This window comes from Serratia nevei (genome assembly GCF_037948395.1).
GTDB lineage: Bacteria > Pseudomonadota > Gammaproteobacteria > Enterobacterales > Enterobacteriaceae > Serratia > Serratia nevei.
In genome coordinates this window covers 4,852,009-4,877,469 of record NZ_CP149940.1, presented here as the reverse complement: position 1 = coordinate 4,877,469, position 25,461 = coordinate 4,852,009, and the positions used below count along the sequence as shown (strand labels likewise).

The 25,461-nt window shown below is 61.5% G+C and carries 20 protein-coding genes and 1 riboswitch; of the genes, 10 read left to right on the top strand and 10 right to left on the bottom strand.

The window, feature by feature from the left end:
* Positions 1-71: 71 nt before the first annotated feature.
* Both lysC and V8N38_RS23270 read right to left on the bottom strand, forming a co-directional pair.
* The gene (gene lysC / locus V8N38_RS23275) at positions 72-1,439 is read right to left on the bottom strand and encodes a lysine-sensitive aspartokinase 3 (protein WP_084827463.1); all 1,368 of its coding nucleotides are present in this window, start codon (positions 1,437-1,439) and stop codon (positions 72-74) included.
* A 108-nt stretch (positions 1,440-1,547) separates the two neighbouring features.
* A riboswitch (Lysine riboswitch) is annotated at positions 1,548-1,742 on the bottom strand.
* Between the two features lie 52 nt (positions 1,743-1,794).
* Positions 1,795-3,603 (bottom strand): cation:proton antiporter, encoded by a 1,809-nt coding sequence (locus V8N38_RS23270; protein ID WP_060425143.1) that lies wholly within the window; start codon positions 3,601-3,603, stop codon positions 1,795-1,797.
* Between the two features lie 230 nt (positions 3,604-3,833).
* Between V8N38_RS23270 and pgi the strand changes: the two genes are divergently transcribed.
* Positions 3,834-5,480 carry a glucose-6-phosphate isomerase gene (gene pgi, locus V8N38_RS23265; RefSeq protein ID WP_033639258.1) on the top strand — a complete coding sequence of 549 codons (1,647 nt, stop codon included), beginning with the start codon at positions 3,834-3,836 and terminating at the stop codon, positions 5,478-5,480.
* A 61-nt stretch (positions 5,481-5,541) separates the two neighbouring features.
* Here the strand turns inward: pgi and V8N38_RS23260 are convergent, their stop codons facing one another.
* Positions 5,542-6,978, bottom strand: coding sequence for a capsule assembly Wzi family protein (locus V8N38_RS23260; RefSeq protein ID WP_089186513.1), 1,437 nt, complete (start codon positions 6,976-6,978; stop codon positions 5,542-5,544).
* Positions 6,979-7,203: 225 nt separating this feature from the next.
* On the opposite strand from V8N38_RS23260, the gene psiE reads away from it, so the two are divergent.
* Positions 7,204-7,611, top strand: a complete 408-nt coding sequence (psiE, locus tag V8N38_RS23255) for a phosphate-starvation-inducible protein PsiE (protein ID WP_004936694.1) — start codon at positions 7,204-7,206, stop codon at positions 7,609-7,611.
* Positions 7,612-7,766: 155 nt separating this feature from the next.
* Here psiE and malG read toward each other — a convergent pair whose 3' ends face one another.
* The 3 genes from malG to malE all read right to left on the bottom strand — a co-directional run bounded on the left by malG (position 7,767) and on the right by malE (position 11,622).
* Positions 7,767-8,657: a maltose ABC transporter permease MalG gene (gene malG, locus V8N38_RS23250; protein WP_004936696.1), complete on the bottom strand. Its 891-nt coding sequence runs from the start codon at positions 8,655-8,657 to the stop codon at positions 7,767-7,769.
* Between the two features lie 11 nt (positions 8,658-8,668).
* The gene (gene malF / locus V8N38_RS23245; RefSeq protein ID WP_147840685.1) at positions 8,669-10,246 is read right to left on the bottom strand and encodes a maltose ABC transporter permease MalF; all 1,578 of its coding nucleotides are present in this window, start codon (positions 10,244-10,246) and stop codon (positions 8,669-8,671) included.
* 182 nt (positions 10,247-10,428) lie between these two features.
* Positions 10,429-11,622 carry a maltose/maltodextrin ABC transporter substrate-binding protein MalE gene (gene malE, locus V8N38_RS23240; protein WP_019453233.1) on the bottom strand — a complete coding sequence of 398 codons (1,194 nt, stop codon included), beginning with the start codon at positions 11,620-11,622 and terminating at the stop codon, positions 10,429-10,431.
* Positions 11,623-11,980: 358 nt separating this feature from the next.
* Between malE and V8N38_RS23235 the strand changes: the two genes are divergently transcribed.
* The 4 genes from V8N38_RS23235 to malM all read left to right on the top strand — a co-directional run bounded on the left by V8N38_RS23235 (position 11,981) and on the right by malM (position 16,382).
* Entirely contained in the window at positions 11,981-12,952 is a 972-nt protein-coding gene (locus V8N38_RS23235; protein WP_147840686.1) for an alpha-amylase family glycosyl hydrolase, read from the top strand.
* Positions 12,945-14,054 carry a maltose/maltodextrin ABC transporter ATP-binding protein MalK gene (gene malK, locus V8N38_RS23230; protein WP_038874339.1) on the top strand — a complete coding sequence of 370 codons (1,110 nt, stop codon included), beginning with the start codon at positions 12,945-12,947 and terminating at the stop codon, positions 14,052-14,054. The genes V8N38_RS23235 and malK overlap by 8 nt, the downstream gene beginning before the upstream one ends.
* Positions 14,055-14,083: 29 nt before the next feature.
* Positions 14,084-15,376 (top strand): maltoporin, encoded by a 1,293-nt coding sequence (locus V8N38_RS23225; protein ID WP_049288181.1) that lies wholly within the window; start codon positions 14,084-14,086, stop codon positions 15,374-15,376.
* A gap of 100 nt (positions 15,377-15,476) precedes the next feature.
* Positions 15,477-16,382 (top strand): maltose operon protein MalM, encoded by a 906-nt coding sequence (malM, locus tag V8N38_RS23220; protein ID WP_038874335.1) that lies wholly within the window; start codon positions 15,477-15,479, stop codon positions 16,380-16,382.
* A 55-nt stretch (positions 16,383-16,437) separates the two neighbouring features.
* Here the strand turns inward: malM and V8N38_RS23215 are convergent, their stop codons facing one another.
* The 3 genes from V8N38_RS23215 to V8N38_RS23205 are packed head-to-tail and all read right to left on the bottom strand — an operon-like array spanning position 16,438 to position 19,855.
* Positions 16,438-17,421, bottom strand: a complete 984-nt coding sequence (locus tag V8N38_RS23215; protein ID WP_089186512.1) for a nucleoside hydrolase — start codon at positions 17,419-17,421, stop codon at positions 16,438-16,440.
* A 25-nt stretch (positions 17,422-17,446) separates the two neighbouring features.
* Positions 17,447-18,448 (bottom strand): LacI family DNA-binding transcriptional regulator, encoded by a 1,002-nt coding sequence (locus V8N38_RS23210; protein ID WP_060425151.1) that lies wholly within the window; start codon positions 18,446-18,448, stop codon positions 17,447-17,449.
* A 24-nt stretch (positions 18,449-18,472) separates the two neighbouring features.
* Positions 18,473-19,855 (bottom strand): MFS transporter, encoded by a 1,383-nt coding sequence (locus V8N38_RS23205; RefSeq protein ID WP_060425154.1) that lies wholly within the window; start codon positions 19,853-19,855, stop codon positions 18,473-18,475.
* Between the two features lie 392 nt (positions 19,856-20,247).
* Between V8N38_RS23205 and ubiC the strand changes: the two genes are divergently transcribed.
* Positions 20,248-20,763, top strand: coding sequence for a chorismate lyase (gene ubiC, locus V8N38_RS23200; RefSeq protein ID WP_038874327.1), 516 nt, complete (start codon positions 20,248-20,250; stop codon positions 20,761-20,763).
* A gap of 17 nt (positions 20,764-20,780) precedes the next feature.
* Positions 20,781-21,653, top strand: a complete 873-nt coding sequence (gene ubiA / locus V8N38_RS23195; RefSeq protein ID WP_049201503.1) for a 4-hydroxybenzoate octaprenyltransferase — start codon at positions 20,781-20,783, stop codon at positions 21,651-21,653.
* Between the two features lie 66 nt (positions 21,654-21,719).
* Here the strand turns inward: ubiA and plsB are convergent, their stop codons facing one another.
* Positions 21,720-24,185, bottom strand: a complete 2,466-nt coding sequence (gene plsB, locus V8N38_RS23190; RefSeq protein WP_147840687.1) for a glycerol-3-phosphate 1-O-acyltransferase PlsB — start codon at positions 24,183-24,185, stop codon at positions 21,720-21,722.
* 149 nt (positions 24,186-24,334) lie between these two features.
* On the opposite strand from plsB, the gene V8N38_RS23185 reads away from it, so the two are divergent.
* Both V8N38_RS23185 and lexA read left to right on the top strand, forming a co-directional pair.
* Positions 24,335-24,703 (top strand): diacylglycerol kinase, encoded by a 369-nt coding sequence (locus tag V8N38_RS23185; protein ID WP_147840688.1) that lies wholly within the window; start codon positions 24,335-24,337, stop codon positions 24,701-24,703.
* Positions 24,704-24,805: 102 nt separating this feature from the next.
* The gene (gene lexA / locus V8N38_RS23180; protein ID WP_025160136.1) at positions 24,806-25,414 is read left to right on the top strand and encodes a transcriptional repressor LexA; all 609 of its coding nucleotides are present in this window, start codon (positions 24,806-24,808) and stop codon (positions 25,412-25,414) included.
* Positions 25,415-25,461: the final 47 nt, after the last annotated feature.

The window sequence follows — 25,461 nt, the reverse complement described above, 5'->3', positions numbered from 1 at the left end:
CCTGCAGGTTTTGAACGAATTTTTTAGACGCAGGGGCGCAGCGTGCTGCGCCCGCAATCAGGGATAATGACTTATTCGAACAGGTTGTGGTGCAGGGCGCGCACCACCTGCTCGGCTTCTTCGCCCGGTACCAGGAAGCACAGGTTATAGCTGCTGGCACCGTAGCAGATCATGCGGATATTGAACGGATCGAGCACGCCGAACACCTCTTTGCCTACGCCGCAGGCCCGCGACAGCTGGTTGCCGATGATCGCCACCAGCGCCAGGTTCTCTTCCACTTCCACCCGGCACAGCGACGACAGCTCGGTCAGCAGCGAGGTGGTCAGCAGGCTGCCGCCGACGGAGGTGGCACCGGTGGTGTCCATGGTCAGCGCAATGCTGACCTCCGAGGTGGTGATCAGATCGACGGAGATGTTGTGGCGCGCCAGAATATTGAACACCTCGGCCAGGAAACCGCGCGCGTGCAGCATGTTCAGGCTGTGCAGCGTCAGCAGCGTTTGCTTGCGGCGCAGCGCCAGCGCACGGAACAGCGGCGGGTTTTCGGTGGTGTTGCACACCAGCGTGCCGCCGGCCGCCGGATCCTTGCTGGAGCCGACGAATACCGGAATATCGCTGCGCACCGCCGGCAGCAGGGTGGCGGGGTGCAGGACTTTGGCGCCGAAGGTGGCCATTTCCGCCGCCTCTTCGAAACCGATTTTGTCGATGCGCTTGGCCGCCGGCACCACGCGCGGATCGGTGGTGTAAATGCCCGGCACGTCGGTCCAGATATCCACCCGGCCAACGCCGAGCGCCTCGCCGAGCAGCGCGGCGGTATAGTCGCTGCCGCCGCGGCCGAGCGTGGTGGTGCGGCCTTTCGGCTCGCTGCCGATAAAGCCCTGGGTGACCACCAGCGCTTCCTGCAGGCGCGGTTGCAACTGCGCTCGGGCCAGTTCGCTGAGCGCGGCGCTGTCCGGCACGGCGCGGCCGAAGTGATCGTCGGTGCGCATCACTTTGCGCACGTCGAACCATTCGGCCTGCACGTTGCGGGCGCGCAGGATTTCCACGAACAGCAGGGTGGACATCAGCTCCCCATGGCTGACCAGCTCGTCGGTCAACGCCGTCGAGGTGGCCAACGACGCGGCCTCCGACAGCATGGCGATGTTTTCCAGCAGTCGGTCGATCTCTTCGCGGATCACCGCCGGTGCCGTGAGGCGATCGAGGATGGCGTACTGGATGCGGCGAATTTCATCAAGCTGGTAGTTGCGCTTGTCGGCCTCGCAACCCTCGGCCAGGGCGACCAACAGGTTGGTGACGCCCGCCGAAGCGGACAACACCACCAGGCGGACCTGCGGGTTGGCCAGCACGACGTCGGCGCTGCGGTTCATGGCTTCAAAGTCGGCGACGCTGGTGCCGCCGAACTTGGCTACCACGGTGGAATTCTGGGGTGCTGCTTGGTTCATCTAGAAACCTCGTGTCAGGGATGCCCGTTTGGGGGCACTGTAATTCCATAGCCTTGGCACAAGGGGAGAGCGGTAAACAGGGGGCAGGCGTAGAGGTCAGGCTACGATACACCCAGAAGCGCCCCACCTTGTCGATCGCCCTGTGGGCGATCCCCTGGTGACAACCCAGGGGATTCAGCCCCTGTAGTCGATACGATAATGGCCGGCCATTATCGTACCTCGGCGTCGCTCCCCCTCGGGTGCCGTCAACGGAGAAACGGCTCCTCTGACACTCTACCTGGGCGACGCGCCTCTTCTGGCTTGCGCACCGGGTGCGCAAGTAGGCTGTTAGGAATAGCCGGTTATCGCCATTCTGTCAACGTACAGACGGTGAGGGATTTTCATCTTGTACCAGCGCGATAAGCGTACAGGGCATCGCGGGCGTGGAACCGGCGCCAATCGGTTGCAGAGAACCGTCTTCCTTTTGGCTGAATAACGGGATAACGCCCTGATGTTTCTCCAAATACTCCAGCCAACCGAAATTTTCGTTCAATTTGGTCGCCTTGATGGTGGCCCCCCTGGCGAGCAGGCTGCTCAGGCGGCCGTAGGTGGCTTCCTGATTAAATAAAATTTCATGCCGGCGGAAACGCGAACTTTCCGCGCTGGCGCCGCGCCCTTTCAGCGGCGCCCCCGAACGGATGGCAAACACGTGATCCTCACCGAAGAGATGGCCGAAGTGGTAGACCGCCAGCGCGTTCTGGTGGCGATTGGGCGACAGCGCCAACACCTGGGCGATATTGCTCAGGTCGAGATAGTTCTCGGCGTGTTCGGAGTAGGCGTGGCCATAGTAGGCCGGAATGCCGTCCATGCGCGCCTGGCGGTAGTATTCCCAACTGCTGTCGGTGACGATCACCGGCACGTTCAGCTTGATCAGCGCCTGCGCCAGCATGCGCGCCACGCTGTTGGCGCCGACGATCAGCACGCCGCGCGGCTTTTGCTGCTGTACCCGCAGCCAGCGCGCCATCATGCCGCTGGTCAGGCTTTGTAGCACCACGGTGCCGATGATGATGGCGAACACCACGGTGACCAGCCGGTCGGCGCCCTGATAGCCGCTGCGCTGCAGCGTCAGCGCGAACAGCGAGCTGACCGCCGCGGCGACGATGCCGCGCGGGGCGATCCAGCACAGCAGCAGCCGATCGCGCCAGTGCAGGGAAGAGCGCCAGGTCGATACCGCGATGCACAGCGGCCGGGCGATGAACTGCACCGCCAGCAGCAGCAGGAGCAGCGGCCAGCCCATGTTCCACAGCGCCTGGATGTCGAGCCGCGCCGCCAGAATGATGAACAGCGCCGAGATCAGGATCGCCGACAGCTCCTCTTTGAACGCCAGAATATCGCTGGTATCGACGTCGCGCATGTTGGCCAGCCAGATGCCCATCACCGTGACGGTCAGCAGGCCGGATTCGTCGGCGATGGCGTTGGAAACGCCGAAGGCGGCCAGCATGATCGCCAGCACCGCCAGGTTCTGCAGGTAGCGCGGCAGCCAGACGCGGCGCAGCGCCAGGCCGAGCAGGTAGCCGAACAGCGCGCCGGCGATCAGGCCGACGGCGGCGGTCACGCCCAGCGTCCAAAACAGGTGGGTATAGGACTCCGCATTCTGTTTCAGCACGATGAATTCGAACACCAGCAGGGTGAAAATGGCGCCGACCGGATCGATGACGATCCCTTCCCAGCGCAGCACCTGGTTAATGTTGGCGTTCGGCCGCACCACGCGCATCAGCGGGGCGATCACCGTCGGCCCGGTCACCACCGTCACCGCGCCGATCAGCGCCGCCAGCTCCGGCGGGAAATCCAGCAGCCACCAGCTGGCGAGGCTGATGACCAGAAAGGTAACCAGCATGCCGACGGTGACCAGATTGCGTACCACGCCGCCGAGGCCGCGTATCTCCTCGAAACGCAGCGTCAACGCCCCCTCGAACAGGATGATCGCCACCGACAGCGACACCAGCGGAAACAGCAGATCGCCGAACAGCAGATCCGGCTGCACCAGATGCACCGTCGGGCCGAGCACGATGCCGAACAGCAACAGCGGCAAAATGGCCGGCAGGCGCAGCAGCCAGGCCAGCCACTGCGCCAGCAGCGACGCCAGGCCGATAAGCACCAACATGAGCGGGGCGGATAATTCCATAAGCGAGATCCCTTTCAAATGACGAAATAAGCAACGATGACACAGCCTGATGACAATTCGGCAACCCCGATTAACAGGCCGTTAGCCCAAAGTATAGAGTGAAAGCTGAAACGAGGCGGCAATGCGTTGACAGTTAGCGCCTATCGCAAGAAAAGAGATCATAATCACAGTCGAACAGGCTACAATCGGACAAACGCGTCATTTTTATTCTCAAGCCTAAGAGTGTTGCTATGAAAAATATCAATCCTAGTCAAACCGCTGCTTGGCAAGCCCTGCAGCAACATTATGCACAGATGAAAGACGTACGGATCGCCGACCTGTTCGCCCAGGACAGCGATCGTTTCTCCCGGTTCTCCGCGACCTTCAACGACCAAATGTTGGTGGACTATTCCAAGAACCGTATCACGCAGGAAACCCTGGAGAAGCTGCAGGCGCTGGCGAAAGAAACCGATCTGCAAGGCGCCATCAAATCGATGTTCGCCGGTGAGAAAATCAACCGCACCGAAGATCGCGCGGTGCTGCACATTGCCCTGCGCAACCGCAGCAACAGCCCGATCCTGGTCGACGGCAAAGACGTGATGCCGGAAGTGAACGCGGTATTGGCCAAGATCAAACAGTTCTGCGCGCGCGTCATCGGCGGCGAGTGGAAAGGCTACACCGGCAAGCCGATCACCGACGTGGTGAACATCGGCATCGGCGGTTCGGATCTCGGCCCTTACATGGTGACCGAAGCGCTGCGCCCTTATAAAAATCACCTGAACATGCACTTCGTCTCCAACGTCGACGGCACCCATATCGCCGAAACGCTGCAGCCGCTGAACCCGGAAACCACGCTGTTCCTGGTGGCCTCCAAAACCTTCACCACGCAGGAAACCATGACCAACGCCCACAGCGCGCGCGACTGGTTCCTGAGCAGCGCCGCCGATCAACAGCACGTAGCCAAGCACTTCGCCGCGCTGTCCACCAACGGCAAAGCGGTGGCCGAATTCGGCATCGATACCGACAACATGTTCGAGTTCTGGGACTGGGTAGGGGGCCGTTACTCCCTGTGGTCGGCGATCGGTCTGTCGATCGCGCTGTCCATCGGTTATGACAACTTCGAGCAGCTGCTGAGCGGCGCGCACGCCATGGATAAGCACTTCGCCGAAACGCCGGCGGAGAAAAACCTGCCGGTGCTGCTGGCGCTGATCGGTATCTGGTACAACAACTTCTTCGGCGCCGAAACCGAAGCCATTCTGCCGTACGATCAGTACATGCACCGTTTTGCCGCTTACTTCCAGCAAGGCAACATGGAATCCAACGGCAAGTACGTCGATCGCAACGGCAATCCGGTGGATTACCAGACCGGCCCTATCATCTGGGGTGAGCCGGGCACCAACGGCCAGCATGCGTTCTACCAGCTGATCCATCAGGGCACCAAGCTGGTGCCGTGCGACTTCATCGCGCCGGCCATCAGCCATAACCCACTGGGCGATCATCACGCCAAACTGCTGTCCAACTTCTTCGCCCAGACCGAAGCGCTGGCGTTCGGCAAGTCGCTGGAAGTGGTGGAGGCCGAGTTCGCGGCGCAGGGTAAAACCCCTGAGCAGGTCAAGCACGTGGCGCCGTTCAAAGTGTTTGAAGGCAACCGTCCGACCAACTCGATCCTGCTGCGCGAAATCACCCCGTTCAGCCTGGGCAGCCTGATCGCGCTGTACGAGCACAAAATCTTCACCCAGGGCGCGATCCTGAACATCTTCACCTTCGATCAGTGGGGCGTGGAGCTGGGCAAACAGCTGGCTAACCGCATCCTGCCTGAGCTGGCGGGCAGCGAGAAAATCAGCAGCCACGACAGCTCGACCAATGCGCTGATCAACCGCTTCAAGGAATGGCGCTAATCGCCTGAGCTGAAGCTAATAAAAAACCCGCCGCGGCGGGTTTTTTTACGTCTGTAACAAATTACAGGTTGATCGGCACTTCGAAGCTGACGCCCGCGCCCACGTCATCGGCGGTGCTGTGATCGTTATCGGTGTACCACAGGCTGGTATCGAACTTAACCTGAGACGGGAAGGTGTAACCCCAACCGACCTGAATGCCCTTCAACGTATCGGATTTCGGGAACGCCTGGTTGATGCTTTGGCTCAGCGGGTTCACCTTGGCGTAAACCACGCGGGTGCTCCAGCGCTGGCTGTCGTCCAGCACCAGCTCTACGCGGCCAGACAGCATCTGGCCGTCGCCGCCCATAGCATGGCCCAGCGGGTAACCCTGCTGGTAGTAGCCGCCTTTGTAGGTATAGTGTGTGTACACATAGTTTTTGCGGCTCATATCCGAACGGGTGTCTGACCCTTCGATATACCAGTTAATGGTTGTCGGGCCCCATTCCGGGTGGCCTTCCAAACCGAGCAGATAGGTGTTTTGCGATGGCAGATAGCCTGCCTCATCTTCACCCACCAATTGACCATACAGGCTAACCGGCAGGCCGATCAGCGGCTGCATTTTCAGTTTGAAATCGAAACCGGCGAGCTGGTTGCCCGGATCGTTGCCTTTACCTGAATCATCGTTATCTTTACCGGTGAAGCCGTCCCAGAACGAGCTCCACGACTGCGGTCGGCCCTCGCCACCCCACATCATGATGCGTGAAGCACCCAGCTCCAGGAAGTCGGTCGGCATCATGGTAAAACGGCCACCGATCAGTTTGGTGTGCGGTACTGAACTGTACTGCGACAGCTGGCCGGCGCTCAGCTGGTATTGCCAGCGGCCGATCCACGACAGCCACGGGGTTTCAAACGGCGATTGGTCGGCTCGCTGCAGCATGAAGCCTGCCACCGGGCGCGCGGCGTCGGAGCGGATCAGGCTGCCGTCGTAGCCAGGGCCCCACCACTGGGAAACTTCGCCGAAGGAGAGCCATTGGTTCCAGATTTTCACCGCGCCGTAGGAGCCGTTCATATTGAATTTGGAGCCATCGCTGACGCGCTGATCGCCTTCCACCGAACCCTGCAGACGCACGTCCCAGAACTCGCCGTTGGCGCCGGCGCCGATGGTCAGGCGATCGTCGGCGTACTCATTTTGGCCGAAGCCCTGCGGGGTACCGGGTTTATCCGTTGACGCGTAACCGCTGACGCGGATGTTGGCTTTCAAGGCATCGACACGGCGCTGCACGCGGTCGATGACGTTTTTCTCGGTATTGGTGACCGGCTTGGCCTGCGCGATAACGGAACTGATCTCTTCCTGGCTCAGCGGCCAGGTGGACAGGCTGACGTTGATAACGCCGCGGTCAGACAACCAGGCGAGATCGTTACGTAGATCGTTGTCAGGGGTTACCAGGCCGGCGGCGTGGCCGGACAATGCACAGGTAAACAGGCCCGCAGCGACCAGTCCGTTAAGTTTAGCGCGCATAAAGAATTCCCTTGTTAATTCGAGGTTATTGGTTTTATGTAAAGATCTCTGTGACCCATGATAGTTGACATTTCGATTTGCTACAAATCTATAAGCCAGAAACATCTTATTATAACTTTATGAATTAAATGGAGTTTAAAGTGCTTTCGCGCGGGGCATAATTTTTAAGACAATGCCTATATTGGCACGGTTGAATCATATTAGCGGTATTCAGAGAGAGGTTTTATGGCAAAAACGTCGCGTTCGATCATGATAGCGAAAGGGCTGCAGCGGGTACTGAACGTAGGTTTGCTGCTGCTGGCGGCAATTCTGGTGGTGTTTCTGGTCAAGGAGACCCTCCACTTGGCGAAGGTGTTATTTATCAACAACGAAGAGTCTTCTTCATACCTGTTGATTGAAGGCATCGTGATTTATTTCTTGTACTTTGAATTTATCGCCTTGATCGTCAAGTATTTTGAGTCGGGTTATCATTTCCCGCTGCGCTATTTTATTTATATTGGCATTACCGCGATTATTCGTTTGATTATCGTGGACCACAAGAATCCCATCGATACCCTGATCTACGCCGCGGCGATATTGGTGCTGGTGGTGACGCTCTATCTGGCCAACACCGATCGGCTGAAACGGGAATAGCGGAGATAAAAATGGCGGCCAATGGCCGCCAAAGACACAGGATATCATTACCCGTCGTCTTTCAAGCTACAGCGTTGTTGACTGCACTCGCTGTAACTTGAAATCCATAGGGTAAAAGATAAGGAAAGACATCAAACGCACTGCAGTGGCACAAATTACCCCTTCACGCCGCCGGCCGTCAGGCCGCCCACCAGCCAGCGCTGCGCCAGCAGGAACACGGCGGTAATCGGTATCGCCGACAGCACCGCGGCGGCGGCGAAGTCGCCCCACAGGTAGTTCTGCGGGTTGAGATATTGCTGCATCCCCACCGCCAGCGTGTAGCTGTTCACATCGCGCAGCAGCAGCGACGCTACCGGCACTTCGGTGATGGCGGCGATAAACGACAGAATGAACACCACCGCCAGAATCGGCACCGACAGCGGCAGCAGCACCAGACGGAATGCCTGCCACGGCGTGGCGCCGTCCAGCGCCGCCGCCTCTTCCAGCGAGTTGTCGATGGTTTCGAAATAGCCCTTGATGGTCCAGACGTGCAGCGCGATGCCGCCCATGTAGGCGAAGATCACGCCGCCGTGGGTGTTCAGGCCGATAAACGGAATGTACTGGCCCAGGCGATCGAACAGCGCATACAGCGCCACCAGCGACAGCACCGCCGGGAACATCTGGAATATCAGCATGCTCTTCAGCAGCGTGCTCTTGCCGCGAAAACGCATGCGGGCGAAGGCGTAGGCGCAGGTGGTGGATAGCGTCACGATGCCGATGGCGGTGATCGCCGCTATCTTGATGGAGTTCCACAGCCACAGCAGCACCGGGAACGGCGGCGGCGTCACGCTGCCGTCGGCGTGGGTGACGCTGAAGCCGAGCGCCAGCCGCCAGTGATCCCAGGAGAGGGTTTCCGGTATCAGGCTGCCGGTGGCGAAGTTGCCGGAGCGCAGCGAGATGGCCACCACCATCAGAAGCGGGAACATGATCAGGGCGATAAAGCACAACATCAAAATATGGGTGATCCACAGGCGCAGGCGCTGGGACTTGGGTTGAACCATGGCCATCGTTATTCTCCCTAATCGAAGTTCATCTTGCTGGCTTTCAAATTCAGGATCGCCAGCGCGCCCACCAACAGGAAGATCAGCGTGGCGATGGCGGCCGCCAGCCCGAAGTCTTGCCCGCCGCCGCCTTCGAAGGCGATGCGGTAGGTGTAGCTGACCAGCAGATCGGTATAGCCGGCCGGCGTGGTGGTGCCGATCATGTCCGGGCCGCCGTTGGTCAGCAGCTGGATCAGCACGAAGTTGTTAAAGTTGAAGGCGAAGCTGGCGATCATCAGCGGCGTCAGCGGCTTGATCAGCAGCGGTAAGGTGATGCGGAAGAAGTTTTGCCACGGGTTGGCGCCGTCCATCGCCGAGGCCTCGTACAAATCGTCCGGGATGGCCTTCAGCAGCCCCATGCACAGGATCATCATGTACGGGTAGCCGAGCCAGGTGTTGACGATCAGGATCATGCTCTTGGCGGTGAGCGGATCGCTGAACCAGGCCGGTTTGATGCCGAACAGATGGCTGAGCATCATGTTGATCTCGCCGAAGCTCTGGTTGAACAAACCTTTGAAGATCAGGATCGAGATGAATGACGGCACCGCATAGGGCAGGATCAGCAGCACGCGGTAGATCGCCTTGCCTTTCAGCGCCTCCCACTGCACCACGCAGGCCAACACCATGCCGACCGCCACGGTGAGGATCACCGTCATCACCGAGAACACGATGGTCCAGATGAAGATCGACACGAACGGTTTCTTGATGCCTTCGTCCTGCAGCACCCGCAGGAAGTTTTTCCAGCCGGTGGTGACGGTATAGCCCGGGCTCAGGGTTTCCTGCGCCCAGCCGCCGTCGGCGTTGATCGCCTGATAGAAGCCGGTGTCGCCGTTCGGCCGGTAGCGCACCTGAGTCTGGTTATTGGTCAGCGTGCTGCCGTCTTTGCCCAGCGCATACAGCGGGCGGGTGCCGGAGAACTGGCGCAGGGAGCTCATGCGCAATTCCCCGCCGTCGGGCAGCTGCGCCACCAGCTGGCTCAGCGCTTGCCGGTTCTGGGTGATCACCCGCAGCGTGGCGCGTTCGCCCTGCGGCGCGGCGCTCTGCGCCGTCAGCTTCAGGGTTTGCGGCGCGGCGGCGTCGAGGCGGAAAGGTTCGGAGATCAGCGGCTGTTCGCTGTCCGGTGGCGTCAGCTGCAGGCGCCACTGCTGGTTTTCCGCCGGGTAGAGGCCGAAGGTAAAGGTTTTGCCGCTCTGGAATTGGCGCTGCATCAGCACCGATTGCGCGCGTTCAAAAGTCAGCTGGTTGGTGCTGCTGTAGTTGGTAAAGGCGATGGCGATGGTGCAGATCAGCGGGAACAGGACGAACAGCCCCATGCCGGCGACGCCGGGATACACATAGCGCCAGGCATAGGCGCGGCGGTTGGCGAAGACGTAAAGCCCGGCGCTGACCAGGATCAGCGTCAGGATGGCGAACAGGTATTCACCCTGTGCATACATCAACACAATCAGGTAGCAGGTCACCAGGCTGAACAGGCCGACCACCAGCCATTTCAGCGCGTCGCTTTGCCACCACTTCGATTTTTTACGCGCAGGCGTCCCGGCGTGAGCGAATTGCATAGGGCGTTCCTTTCTGTGAAGCAACGGCGGGGCACTTGTCCCCTTCATACTTGAAGCTACACCTTTGTTGGCTGCGTCCGCTCACCCCGGTCACATAGTTATCTATGCTCCCGGGGATGTGCGTACTTGCCGTCGCGGTGTAACTCCAATTATTTCGGGGATGTTAATCCCGCACGACGTCGTTACTTGGTGATACGGGTCTGCACGTCGTCCAGCGCGGCTTTCACCGTCTGACGGCCGCTGACGGCGTTGATCACCGCGCTGCGTTCGGCGTACCAGAAGGCGCTCATCTGCGGGATGTTCGGCATGATTTCCCCGTTTTGCGAGTTCTGCATGGTGGCGGCGATCTTCGGATCTTTGGCCAGCGCTTCCTGATAGGACTTCAGCGCCACCGCGCCCAGCGGCTTGTCTTTGTTGACGTCCGCCAGCCCTTCGTTGGTCAGCAGGTAGTTCTCGAGGAACTCGGTCGCCAGCTCTTTATTCGGGCTGGCGGCGTTGATGCCGGCGGTTAGCACGCCGACGAACGGCTTGGACGGTTTGCCTTTGAAGGTTGGCAGCAGCGTCACGCCGTAGTTGATTTTGCTCTGCTCGATGTTGTTCCAGGCCCACGGCCCGTTGATGGTCATCGCGGTCTGGCCTTTGTTGAACGCGGCTTCGGCGATCGAGTAGTCGGTATCGGCGTTGATGTGCTTGTTTTTCACCAGATCGACGATGAACTGCAGACCGGCCTGCGAACCGGCGTTGGCGACGCCGACATCCTTGATGTTGTATTTGCCGTTTTCATACTTGAAGGCATAACCGCCGTCGGCGGCGATGATAGGCCAGGTGAAGTAGGGTTCCTGCAGGTTCCACATGATGGCGCTTTTGCCGCTGGCGCGCAGCTGCTTGTCCAGCGCCGGGATCTCTTCCCAGGTCTTCGGCGGCTGTTTGACCAGGTCTTTGTTGTAAATCAGCGACAGCGCTTCGACGGCGATCGGGTAGCCGATTAGCTTGCCGTCATAGCGCACGGCGTCCCAGGTGAACGGGAACAGCTTGTCCTGGAAGGCTTTGGACGGGTGGATTTCGGCCAGCAGGCCGGACTGCGCATAGCCGCCGAAGCGGTCGTGGGCCCAGAAGATGATGTCCGGGCCGTCGCCGGTGGCGGCCACCTGCGGGTATTTTTCTTCCAGCTTGTCCGGGTGCTCGACGGTGACCTTGATGCCGGTGTCTTTTTCGAATTTCTTGCCGACTTCGGCCAGGCCGTTATAGCCCTTGTCGCCGTTGATCCAGATAACCAGTTTGCCTTCCTCGATCTTGGCGAAGGCGGAAGAAGAGAGCACCAGGGTGGCCAGTGCCGAGAGCGCCAGCGTGCGGGCGAGGGTAATGCTGCGAGTCATAATCCAGTCCTTCTTTTTGTGGGCACATAAATCAAGGAGAGACGTTTCGCGGTAATAGTGGGTCACAACGCGACATATTCTCATCCTCCCCCCCTCTACGCCCCTGTGATGAGGAGTGTGATCCAGTTAACGTTGCGCTCTATTCTGTGGCGTCAGGCACAAAATAGGGGGGCGATTTTTGCCAGCCGGATCACAGATTTGCCTTAAGCGCGGAACTTCTCATCGCTGTGGTCGTTCTCTCATCCTCCCGTCTCCTCCCCCATGAAAAATCCTGTTACGGATGATTACCCTTTCCGGCGACTCCCGCACTATCGGCCCATTGATTTTCAACGCCACGCGCAGCAGGGATACCGGATTTATGTCGTCAATGCCTATCGCCACCCAGCCTACCCTGTACCGGATCCATCCGGCCGGTTTCCGTGACGGAAACGGGGACGGCGTGGGCGACGCGCACGGCATGCTGGCGGCGCTGCCGTACCTGAAAGCGCTGTCGATCGACGGCCTGTTGCTGCCGCAGACGCTGGCGCCGGAGACCGAGGCGACGGTGACGGGCGAAGGGCTGACGCTGTGGTACGCCGATGAAGCCAACCGCGTTCGCAATGCGGTTGCGCCGCAGCGGTTCGCCCACGGCGCATTGGCGCTGGACGTGATGCCGTTCAGCGCGGAGAAGCTGGTGGCGGTGCTGCATGCCCGCCGCACCTCGTTGGCGGACAGCCTGTGGAGCACCGGCGACGCGGATCAGCCCCGAGTGGTCAGCCGCTGGGGGCAGGGCGATTTGCGCTCCGCCGCCGCTTTTCTGACGCTGCTGGCGATGTTGCCGGCGCCGATCTGCCTGTATCAGGGCGAAGAGCTGGGGCTGCCGCATGCCGCCGGCCTGCAGGATCCGCGCGGCGCGCAAACGCCGATGCCGTGGCATGAGGCCCCCGAACAGGTCACCGCCGGCGAAATCAGCTGGTATCAGCAGGTGGCGATCGAACACCGCGCGTTGGCCATCAGCCGCCAACAGCATGACAGCCACTCCACCTTACGTTACTGCCAGGCGCTGTTGGCCCTGCGCCGTTCGCCGCTCATCCAGCGCGGCGAGCTGAGCGCGGTCAGCCAGCGAGACGGCGTGGTGCGCTTACTTATAACCCATCAGGATCAATGCCTTGAAGCGCTGATAAACCTGCAGCCTTATACTCAGGCGGCCGCGCCGTCTGAGGCGACCTTGCCGTTGGCATGGCAGCACGGCGCGCAGCAAGAGGGTCATCAATGGGTTTTGGCGGGCTTTGCCTCCGCCATTTTCACACGACATGTTAACTGCGAAAGCAGGGGAGTAACGCATGGCTAGCGTCACACTGCGCAGCGTTTATAAGGCCTTCGGTGAGGCCGTGATTTCCAAAGACGTCAATCTGACCATCGAAGACGGCGAGTTTGTGGTGTTTGTCGGGCCGTCGGGCTGCGGCAAATCGACGCTGCTGCGCATGATCGCCGGGCTGGAGGACATCACCTCCGGCGAGCTGCTGATCGGCGAGAAACGTATGAATGAGGTGCCGCCTTCCGAGCGCGGCATCGGCATGGTGTTCCAATCCTATGCGCTGTATCCGCACCTGTCGGTGGCGGACAACATGTCGTTCGGCCTGAAGCTGGCCGGCGCCAGGAAAGCGGAAATCAATCAACGGGTGAACCAGGTCTCCGAGGTGCTGCAGCTGGCGCACCTGCTCGATCGGCGGCCGAAGGCGCTGTCCGGCGGGCAGCGTCAGCGCGTGGCGATCGGCCGCACGCTGGTGGCTGAGCCGGACGTGTTCCTGCTCGACGAACCGCTGTCCAACCTCGACGCCGCGCTGCGGGTGCAGATGCGCATCGAGATCTCCCGTCTGCACAAGCGCCTGCAGCGCACCATGATTTACGTCACCCACGATCAGGTCGAAGCGATGACGCTGGCCGACAAGATCGTGGTGCTCGACGCCGGTCGCGTGGCCCAGGTCGGCAAGCCGCTGGAACTGTACCACTACCCGGCCAACCGCTTCGTCGCCGGGTTTATCGGCTCGCCGAAGATGAACTTCCTGCCGGTCAAGGTGACCGCGGCGCAGCCGCAACAGGTGCAGGTCGAACTGCCCAACCGCCAGCTGGTCTGGCTGCCGGTGGAAGGCGCGGGCGTTCAGCCCGGCGCCAACCTGTCACTGGGCATTCGCCCTGAACATCTGCTGCCCGGCGAAGCCTCTGAAGTGCGGCTTACCGGCGACGTACAGGTGGTGGAGCAACTCGGCAACGAGACGCAAATCCACATCCAAATCCCGGCTATCCGTCAAAACCTGGTGTACCGCCAGAATGACGTGGTGCTGGTAGAAGAAGGTGCCACATTCGCCATCGGCCTGCCGCCTCACCGCTGCCACCTGTTCCGTGAAGACGGTACGGCATGTAAACGGCTGCACCAGGAGCCGGGCGTTTAAAGCATCAAAGTCGGTATAACAGGAGAATAATGATGACTACTCTGCGCAAACTTCCTCTGGCACTGGCTGTCGCCGCCGGTGTTCTCTCTACCCAGGCGCTGGCCGTGGATTTCCACGGTTACGCCCGTTCCGGCATCGGCTGGACCGGCAGCGGCGGTGAGCAACAGTGCTTCAAGGCCACCGGTGCCGCGAGCAAATACCGTCTCGGCAACGAATGCGAAACCTACGCCGAGCTGAAACTGGGGCAGGAAGTGTGGAAAGAAGGCGACAAGAGCTTCTACTTCGACACCAACCTGGCCTATTCGGTCTCGCAACGTTCCGACTGGGAAGACGTGACTCCGGGCTTCCGCGAAGTCAACGTGCAGGGTAAAAACCTGATCGACTGGCTGCCGGGCTCCACGCTGTGGGCCGGTAAGCGCTTCTATCAGCGTCATGACGTTCACATGATCGACTTCTACTACTGGGATATCTCCGGCCCGGGCGCCGGTCTGGAAAACATCGATCTGGGCTTCGGCAAGCTTTCCGCTGCCGTGACCCGCAACTCGGAGTCCGGCGGCTCTTACGGCTACCTGGATAACGAATGGAAACAGCGTCCGACCGTCAACGACACCTTCGACGTGCGCTTGGCCGGCCTGGAGCTGAACCCGGGCGGCACCCTGGAGCTGGGCGTGGACTACGGCCGCGCCAATGCGCAGGACCACTACCACCTGGCCGACGGCGCGAGCAAAGACGGCTGGATGTTCACCGCGGAACACACCCAAAGCATCCTGAACGGTTACAACAAGTTTGTGGTGCAGTACGCCACCGACTCGATGACCTCGCAGAACAACGGCCGCAACGAAGGCGCCACCATCGATAACAACGGCAAGATGATCCGCGTGCTGGATCACGGCGCCATTGACTTCAACGATCAATGGGCGTTGATGTACGTCGCCATGTTCCAGGACATCGACCGCGACAACAACAACGGCACCACCTGGTACACCGTGGGCGTGCGCCCGATGTACAAATGGACGCCGATCATGAGCACCCTGCTGGAAGCGGGCTACGACAACGTCAAATCCCAGCGCACCGGCGATCGCAACGGCCAGTATAAAGTGACCCTGGCCCAGCAGTGGCAGGCGGGCAACAGCATCTGGTCGCGCCCGGCCATCCGTCTGTTCGCCACCTACGCCAAGTGGGATGAGAAGTGGGGCTACGCCACCGGTGACGACACCGGGTATAACGCCGGCACCGCTTACAACGACACCAGCATGCATACCTTCAGCCGCGGCAAGGATGACGAAGTCACCTTCGGCGCCCAGATGGAAATTTGGTGGTAACGACGACAGGGCGGGGAGGGCCAGCGGCTCTCCCCCAACCGCATTCGCCGCGGCCGGATCTCTTGCCTGATCCGCCGCGGCGCTGAAAGAGGATATAACGATGAAAAAGAATCTGCTGTCACTCTGCCTGTCGCTGGCGCTGACCGTCGGCGCGCCTTTGGCGGCCAACGCCGAGACGCCGGCCAACGTTTCCGTCGCGCCGGCCATCAGCGCCGCCACGCTGCAAAGCCTGCCGTGGCAGCCGCTGCAGCCGCCGGTGTCGCAAGAGGTGAAGCTCGACGCCGTTAGCCCGCAGCTCAATCAGGGCGAGATTCAGGGGGCGATCGCCGCCTATACGCTGCCGGCCGATCGCGGTTCGCTGGAAGTGACGCTGAGCAGCCTTGCCAAAAACAATTCGCTTTATGCGCCGAGCGTGCTGGTGCTGGACGAGCATCTGCGCCCGGCGGCGTATTACCCGAGCAGCTACTTCCCGTATCAGCCGCCGGGGGCTATGTCCTCCGATCGCCTCGAAGGCACGCTGAAACTGACGCCGGCGCTCGGCCAAAAACAGATTTACCTGCTGGTGTACACCACCCGCCAGGACTTGGCGAAAACCACTCAGTTGACCAACCCGGCCAAGGCCTATGCGCAGGGCGTGGGCAACGCGGTACCGGATATCCCGGATCCGATCGCCGGCCACGCGACGACCGGCACGCTGAAGCTTAAGGTCACCGCTGAACAGGGCACCGGCAACGTGATGATCGGCATGCTGCAGCCTGCGCCGACCGTGGCGCCGGTGGTGGTGGGCTCGACCGCCCCTGCCGCCGTGGCGGCACCGGCACCGGCGCCGGAGAAACCGGCGGAGCCGATGCTCAACGATACCGAAAGCTACTTCAATAACGGCATCAAACAGGCGGTGAAGGCGGGCGATATCGACAAGGCGCTGAAACTGATGAATGAGGCCGAGAAACTGGGCTCGACCACCGCGCGTAAAACGTTTATCAGCAGCGTTAAAGGCAAGGGGTAACACCCGGCGCTGCCGATGCTGGCTCGATGATTGGTGCGCTTTGGCGCACCTTTTTTCATCCGCGGGCCAGCGTTGCGCCGATCAACGCCAACAGACGGGCGTTGTCTACCTGCTGCATGACACGCACCGGCTTGCCCTGCGGCGGCGGCATGCCGACCGTCAGGCGCAGACTGTCCGGCCGCCAGCGGCGTGAGCTGCCGCGCGTCAACGCCCCTTCCAGCGCCACATCCACATGGAACATCTCGGTGGTGACCAGCTGCGGCGCCAGCAGCCAGGCGATCACTAACGCATCATGGATCCAGCAGCCCGGCAGGTGCCGCGTATGGCGCGAATAGTCGATCCACGGCCGCGTGGTGGCGCGTAAATAGCGGCACAGCGGGGTATCCGGCTGGGTCAACGCGGCCAGATCCGCCTGGGTCAGCATGGTCTGGGTGGTGACATCCAGCGGTGCCAGCGTGATGGTGGCGCCGCTGTTCAACACCAGCCGCGCCGCTTCCGGATCCAAACCGAAATTGGTGTCCTTGATGTACCCGTCGACGTTGAATACGCCCCCCATGATCACAATCTCTTTCACCGCCTGCGCCATCTGCGGGTAAAGCTGCATGGCGTGCGCAACGTTGGTCAGCGGGCCGATCGCCGCCAGCGTGATCTCGCCGGGATGCCGGCAGATCAGCTCGCCGATGGCGATGGCGGCGTCCGGTGCGGGCGCGTTGGCCAGCGAGGGCGCGGGCAGGTCACGCCACAGCGCCGCCAGCTTCGGATCGGCGATCGGGCGGTCCAGATGTGCGCGCCACGGCTCCGGCGGCTCGCTCAGGGCGCGCGCCGCGCCGAGGGCGACCGGCACCTGATAGCCGCTCTGCGCCAGCAGATCGGTGGCGACGGCGAAGCCCACTTCTCGCGGGGTGTTGCCGGCCACGATGCTGATCAGCTCCAGCTGCAGCTGCGGTTTGGCCGCCAGCGCCAGGGCTAGCGCCAGGCCGTCGTCGACGTTGGCGCCGGGCACGCCGTTGCCGGGATCGCAATCAATGATTAAACGCATATATATAAGGTGTCCTGAAAAACCGCTAACAGCCGCAGGAGCGGCGGATGCGCAGTTGAAAAGCGAATTCATGCAGCTCGGCGGGCGCGGCACCGGCGGCCAGCATGGCGATGGCCCGCTTGGCCATGGCGTCGATCGGCTGCTCGACCGCGCTGAGCGGCGGCACGCTGAATTCGGATTGCTGCGTGCCGTTAAAACAGATCAGCGCCAGATCGTCCGGCGCGCGCAGCCCATGCTCCGCCAACGCCGACAGGCAGCCGAGCGCCTGCTGCTCGTTAGAGGTGAAAACGGCGCGCGGGCGCGGGCCTTGCACCAGGCGCTGGGTGGCCTGGTAACCGCCCTGGCGGGTGTAGGGCACCTCGAAAATCCACTCGTCGCGTGGCGCGATGCCCGCCTCCAGCAGCGCATCGCGCCAGCCGTTCAGGCGATCCTGCGCGTTGAGCATGGTCAGCGGGCCGATAAAAATGCCGATATCGCGGTAGCCGTGTTGCAGCAGATGGCGGGTTGCCTGGCAGGCGGCGTCGCGCTCGTCGACGCGAATGGCGCAGACGCCGGCCTGGCTGTCGATGGTGTCTATCATTACGCAGGGCGTGCCGGAAGCGCGGATCAGATCGAACCACGGATGGCGATCGACGCTGGTGTACAGCAGGCCGTCGACCTGGCGGCGCAGCAGGTTGTTGATAAGTTCATACTCGCGCTGACGATCGTCGCCGGCGTCGCCTAGCAGCAGCACACGGCCGCGGCTGAAGGCTTCCTGCTGCAGTGCCCGCGCCAGGGTGGCGAAGAACGGGTTGGAAATATCCGGCACCACCAGCCCGTAGGTTTGTGTGCTGCCGGAGGCCAGCGCCCGCGCGATGTCGTTCGGCCGGTAGCCGGTCTGCTCGATCGCCGCCAGCACGCGCAGCCGGGTGGCTTCCGCCACCGGGCGCGGGCCGTTGTTGATCACATAGCTGACTACGGCGACGGAGGTGCCCGCTACGCGAGCCACGTCGGCGCGGGTAACGCGTCGCGCGGAGTGATTATCCACATTGAGGTCCTGTTCGCCTTCTCGCTACGCGGCATCCTGCGGCAGGTTGAGATCGCGGCCGCGGGTTTCGGGAGCAAAGAAGGTGGTGATTAAGCCGATGCCCGCCATTACAACAAAATAGCAGGCGACAGGCCACCAGTGACCGAAACCGGACAGCAGTGCGGTGGCGATCAGCGGCGCGGTGCCGCCGGAGAGGATCGAGCCGAGCTCCTTGGCGAACGCCATTTTGGAGTAGCGGTTCTTCACGCCGAACAGTTCGACGCCATAGGCCGCCTGCACGCCGAAGATCCCCAGCGACGCGATGCACATGCCGACCACGATCACCGAGATGACGATCGCCGGCTCACGGCTGTCGAGCAGCCAGAACGCCGGGAAGGCGTACAGCACCAGCAGCAGGCAGAACCACCGGTAGGTGACGCGGCGGCCGAAGCGATCGGACAGCCAGCCGGCCAGCGGGATCACCAGAAAACCGCACAGCGAGGCGATCAGCACCGCCAGCGCCGGCACCGATTTATCGACCATCAGCACCTTGGCGACGTAGCCGACGATAAAGCCCTGGCACAGGTAGGAAGGGCCGTTTTCGCCGATGCGCAGGCCGAGCATCACCCAGAACGCCTTGGTGCGCTGCAGGTAGCTGCGCGTATCCGGTGCGGCCTGGGCGGCGTCCAGCATGCGCTGGTGGTTTTGCTGCAGCTCGCGCTCGAAGACCGGCGTTTCCCGCACGTGGCGGCGCAGGTACAGCGCCACGCCGGCGATCAGAATGCTGGCGAGGAACGGAATGCGCCAGCCCCAGCTCATCAGGTCTTCCTTGTCGAGCTGCAGTACCAGCAGCCACACCAGCGACGCCAGCAGGGTGCCGCTGTTGGAGCCGATGGCGATGATCGACGCCACCAGCCCGCGCCGTTTGGCCGGCGCGTATTCCGCCAGCATTACCGCGCCGCCGGACAGCTCCGCGCCGGCGCCGAACCCCTGCGCGAAGCGCAGGATCACCAGGCAGGTGGGCGCCCAAACGCCGATTTGCGCATAGGACGGGATCAGGCCGATCAGCGTGGTGGAGAGGCCCATCAGCGCCACGGTGGTGATCAGCACCACGCGGCGGCCTTTGCGATCGCCGATCCAGCCGAACACCAGCGCGCCGATCGGCCGCGCGACGAAGCCGACGGAGTAGGTGGCGAAGCTGGCCAGCAGGGCGACCAGCGGCGTGGCCTCGGGGAAGAACACGTCGCCGAACACCATGCCGGCCGCCAGGCCGTACAGCGCGAAATCGACGTATTCCATGGCGGTGCCGAGCCAGCAGGAGAAGGTGGCGCGCCAAAATTGGCTGCGCCCCTCTTTGGTTGCCAGGCGTTCATCGGCCGCCAGCGCGGCGTCGGCGGTCTGTGGAGTGGCAAGCGTTGTTTCGCTCATGGCAGTGCTATCCTCTTTTGTTCTGCGCCTGGAGGGGCGCGGTTAAAGATGGTTTCCCTGGTGCCGGCAACAAAGGTGTGCCGACAAATGATGTCGGACGCATGGCGATTCAACGCTGCGGTGTCAGAGTATCTACGCGCGTAGATAAAACAACGCGACAAAGATGAAACTTTGCAGGCGATCACAGAATCGTCATCGTGCCGGGGAACGAAGATAGAGAACGCGGATGGCAAAAAGATGACAGGAACCCGGTTTTTCCGGCGGAAGCCACCGCCGTTTTCGCCACGAATCAGCCTGCCGCTTTCGTATTTCTGCGCTACAATGGGGGCCTGTTAACAGTTTGTATCGTCTGGCGCGCCGTACCGGCCGCGGTTCAGGCGAGGAGTAAAGCAATGTCTGGCATCAGGGATTCCATCCTGCCGCCGCTGGAGTGGTTGTCCGAACAGGATCCTCCGGCGCCCGCCGCCGTCAGCGACTGGCTGATGGAGTTAGGCTCCATGACCCGCCGATTTGAACGCCATTGCGCCCAGGTGCGCGTCGAACCGCAGCGCGAATGCTTCGTCACGCGCGAGGCGCTGGGCGACGAGGCGAATCACCTGCCCGACAGCCCGCGCTACTGGCTGCGCGAAGTGGTGCTGCTGGGCGACGACCAGCCCTGGCTGCTGGGGCGCACGGTGATCCCGGAAAATACGCTGACCGGCCCCGACCAGGCGCTGGTGGATCTGGGCACGCTGCCGCTGGGGCGCTACCTGTTCAGCAGCGGCGATCTGACCCGCGACTATATCCATATCGGCCGACAGGATGCGCTGTGGGCGCGCCGTTCACGGCTGCGGCTGGCGGGCAAACCGCTGTTGCTGACCGAATTGTTTTTACCGGCTTCGCCGCTGTATTCAGCGGTTCCTGCATAAGAGAGGAGAGCAAGACCTTGGAGGGAAGCGTGACTCAAAGTAAATGGCGGGCTTACAGCCATTTGATGCGCATTGATAAACCGATCGGCACGCTGTTGCTGCTGTGGCCGACGCTGTGGGCGCTGTGGCTGGCCGGGAAAGGCGTGCCGCCGCTGTCGATTTTGCTGGTGTTCGTGCTCGGCGTGTTCCTGATGCGCGCCGCCGGCTGCGTGGTGAATGACTACGCCGATCGCGCGGTGGACGGCTACGTGAAACGCACCGCCGGGCGGCCGATGCCGAGCGGTCGGGTGAGCGCGAAAGAGGCCAAGGTGCTGTTTGCGGTGCTGGTGCTGATCTCGTTCTGCCTGGTGTTGACGCTCAATGCGATGACCATCTGGCTGTCGCTGGCGGCGCTGGCGCTGGCCTGGGTGTATCCGTTCATGAAGCGGGTGACCAACCTGCCGCAGTTCGTGCTGGGCGCCGCGTTCGGCTGGGGCATTCCGATGGGGTATGCGGCGGTCAGCGAATCGCTGCCGCTCAGCTGCTGGCTGCTGCTGCTGGCCAACATCTGCTGGACGGTGGCCTACGACACGCTGTATGCGATGGTCGATCGCGACGATGATTTGAAGATCGGCATCAAATCCACCGCTATCCTGTTCGGCCGTTATGACAAGCTGATCGTCGGGCTGCTGCAGTTCGCGACGCTGCTGCTGCTGGTGTGGGTCGGTTATCTGGCGCAGCTCGGCGGGGCGTTTTACTGGTCGCTGCTGCTGGCGGGCGCGCTGTTCATTCACCAGCAAAAACAGATCGCCGGCCGCGAGCGCGAAGCCTGCTTCAAGGCCTTCCTGCAGAACAACTATGTCGGGTTGGTGGTATTTATCGGCATCGCGCTGAGCTATCTGCCGGCGTAACGGTTCCCCAAAGCAAGAAAAAAGGCACCCCTCGGGGTGCCTTTTGTATTTCCGTACCGGACGAAATCACTCGTCCTGCTCTTCTTCCGCATCGGCCTGCGGCAGGACGTTGGTCTCTTCCGGCATGTTGACGCTTTCGATGGTCAGCTTGATTTCCGGCGTGATCAGATCGCTCAGCATGTTGTACACCTCAAGGGTGTGCTCGCGGATCGCATCGCCGCTGTCGTTGATATAGCCTTCTTCGCGCAGCGTCGCCACCAGGGTGGAGAACACCGCCTTGTCGAAGAACTCCGGCGCGTTGATGCCGTGCAGCACCGACAGACGCTGCGCCATGATGCGGCTCTCTTTCTCCAGCGCGCCGCGGTTGATGCTCGGGTTGGCGCTGAGGATCGACATGGTGATGGCGTAGCGTTGCAGGGTTTCGCGCACCCCGGCGGCCAGCAGCTGCAGCGGGCGAATGCGCGTCGGGTTCAGCACCAGCTCGTCGCCTTTGTCGCAGATCAGCTGTTGACGGATCAGCTCGTCGATCACCGGCTGCAGCACCTCCGGCAGCTGTTCCTTGTCGTTATGCAGGAACAGCTCGGCTTTCAGCATCGGGTAGATCATGCCGATTTGACGCAGCAGTTCGGCGCGCGATACCCGGCGATGATGCATCACGATGCTGGCGATCAGCGACGGCAGCACCAGCAGGTGGTGGATGTTGTTGCGGTAATAGGTCATCAGCACCGCCTGCTCGCGCGGCAGGATGATGATGTCGCCGATGTTGTCCTTCTCCACCTCGAACTTGTTCATGTTCAGCGCGTGATCCAGCAGCTCGTCCGGCGTTTGCGTCGGCACGGTGACGTCATGCGCGTAAGGCGCGTTGCGCATCAGCTGCAGGTAACACTCGAGCTGTTCGACCAGCTGTTCGCGGGTCAGCGAACGCTGGCGCGAAGCCAGCAGCGCGGTGGAACACAGGTTCATGGCGTTGGCCGCGGCGGCGTTGTTGATGCGCACCATGATCTGGCCGGCCAGATCGTTGACCGTCGGCGTCAGCCAGCTTGGGCGCTGAGCTTCGATCGGATCGATAGACTCGCGCCACTGCGGCACGTGCTGGTTGAGGTAAGCGGTCAACGGCAGCGGCTCGCCGAAGTTGACATAACCCTGGCCCAGATTGCGCAGCTTGCGCAGGCCGCGCAGCATCTGCGGCAGGCTCTCTTTTTCCTTGGTGGCGCCGCGCAGCTCTTTGGCGTAGGTGCCCACTTCCATCACGTGTTCGTAACCGATGTAAATCGGCACCAGCGTGATCGGACGGGTGCCGCCGCGCAGCATCGCCTGGATGGTCATCGACAGGGTGCCGGTCTTCGGCTCCAGCAGACGCCCGGTGCGGGAACGGCCACCTTCCACGAAGTATTCCACCGAGTAGCCGCGGGTGAACAGCTCGCCGAGGTATTCGCGGAACACCGTCGAGTACAGCTTGTTGCCCTTGAAGGTGCGGCGGATGAAGAACGCGCCCAAGCGGCGGAAGATCGGGCCGGCCGGCCAGAAGTTGAGGTTGATGCCGGCGGCGATGTGCGGCGGCACCAGGCCCTGGTGATACAGCACGTAGGACAGCAGCAGGTAGTCCATGTGGCTGCGGTGGCAGGGCACGTAGACGATCTCGTGGCCGTCCTGCGCCAGCTGGCGCACGCGCTCGGCGTTGGTGACGTTGATGCCCTGATACAGCCGGTTCCAGGTCCAGCTCAGCACGCGGTCGGACAGGCGCACGGTTTCGTAGGAGAAATCGGCGGCGATCTCTTCCATCAGCGCGATGGCGTTCTGCTGGGCCTTTTCGTGCGAGATCTTCTTGCTGCGCGCTTCGTCCTCGACCGCTTTTTCGATCGCTTTGGACGCCAACAGCTTGTTGAACAGATCCTGGCGGGCCGGCAGGCTCGGGCCTACCGCGGCCAGGCGCTGACGCGAGAAGTGCATGCGCGCCACGCGCGCCAGTTTCTGCGCGATGGTTTTATCCGTGCCGTGCTCGGTGGCCATGCGGCGCAGCGAAACGGTGTTGGAGAAACGCACGAAGCTGTCGCGGCCGAGCCACAGCACGGCGAAGAATTTCTGCACGCCGTTCAACAGACGCAGGTGCGGCGTGCCGTGGCCTTCGCGGCCCGGCGAGCGGCCGAACATCACCGAAACCGGCAGCATCTGAATGTCGAGATCCGGATTGCTGCGGTGCAGATCCAGATAGTCGTGGAACAGCTTTACCGACTCTTCTTTCGGGGTGTAGTAGCGGAACACGCGCGGGCCGTCGTGAATGAACACGTAGCTCGGCAGCACGGTGCCGTCGATCTCCAGCGAGTTGAGCGGATCGGGCAGATCCTGCGCCAGGCACTGGGTGCGCAGCGTCAGCAAATCCGCCTTGGAATTGTAAGGTAAAACATACAAAATCGGCCGTGAGGGATCCAACCCTAGCTCGGTAACCGGATCTGAAGGGATGACCTTACTTCTTACCAACAATTTAAGTGGTAAATTCAATATTTTATAATAAATTTTACGCCAACCTGACATAAACAACGTGAAGCCTCTTGTTAGCAATGCGCCGCAAGCATACCAGAAACCGGGTAGCAGATCTGTGGTGTTCGAAAACCGAGAGCCGTCAGCGCGGACTGTTCTAGACTCTTTTTATTATGACCGACCTCTGAGAAAGGCACGAAAACATGGCAAACCAAGCAACCGGACTGACCCGCATCATCAAGGCCGCCGGCTATTCTTATAAAGGGCTTTCCGCCGCCTGGCAGCACGAAGCGGCTTTCCGCCAGGAGCTGGTGCTCACCCTGCTGGCTATCATACTGGCTGTCTGGCTGGATGTGGGTGCGATAGCGCGCATTTTATTGATCGGATCGGTAGCGCTGGTGATGATCGTCGAGATCCTGAACAGCGCGATCGAGGCGGTGGTGGATCGCATCGGCAGCGAACATCACGAACTGTCCGGTCGGGCCAAGGACATGGGATCGGCGGCGGTGTCGCTGGCGATCGTGCTGGCGCTGTTCGTTTGGGGCACGGTCTTATGGCAGCATTTTGGCTGACGAAAGGCGCCTACTGACTGATTTTTATTTATTCTTCGGTTCCCAATCCGCGCTTACCTGTATATACTCACAGCAAGACTGTATAAACAAACAGGGGGCGGAATGAAAGCACTAACTACCAGACAGCAAGAGGTCTACGATCTGATTCGCGATCATATTTCGCAAACGGGCATGCCGCCAACGCGTGCCGAGATCGCGATGCGTCTGGGGTTCCGCTCGCCTAACGCCGCCGAAGAACACCTGAAGGCGCTGGCACGCAAAGGCGTGATCGAAATCGTCTCCGGTGCCTCGCGCGGTATCCGCCTGTTGATGGAAGAAGAAGAAGGGCTGCCGCTGATCGGCCGCGTCGCCGCCGGCGAGCCGCTGCTGGCGCAGCAGCACATCGAAGGGCACTACCAGGTGGATCCTTCCCTGTTTAAACCGAGCGCCGATTTCCTGCTGCGGGTGAACGGCATGTCGATGCGCGACATCGGCATTCTGGACGGCGATCTGCTGGCGGTGCATAAAACGCAAGACGTGCGCAACGGCCAGGTCGTGGTGGCGCGCATCGAAGACGAAGTGACGGTCAAGCGCCTGAAAAAACACGGCAACGTGGTCGAGCTGCTGCCGGAGAACAACGAATTCCAACCGATCGTGGTCGATCTGCGCCAGCAGAATTTCACTATCGAAGGGCTGGCGGTCGGCGTGATCCGCAACGGTGACTGGATTTAATCGTCGCACTCTCAGTGCCGCCTCTTGTATCAATCGCCCCTGTTCTG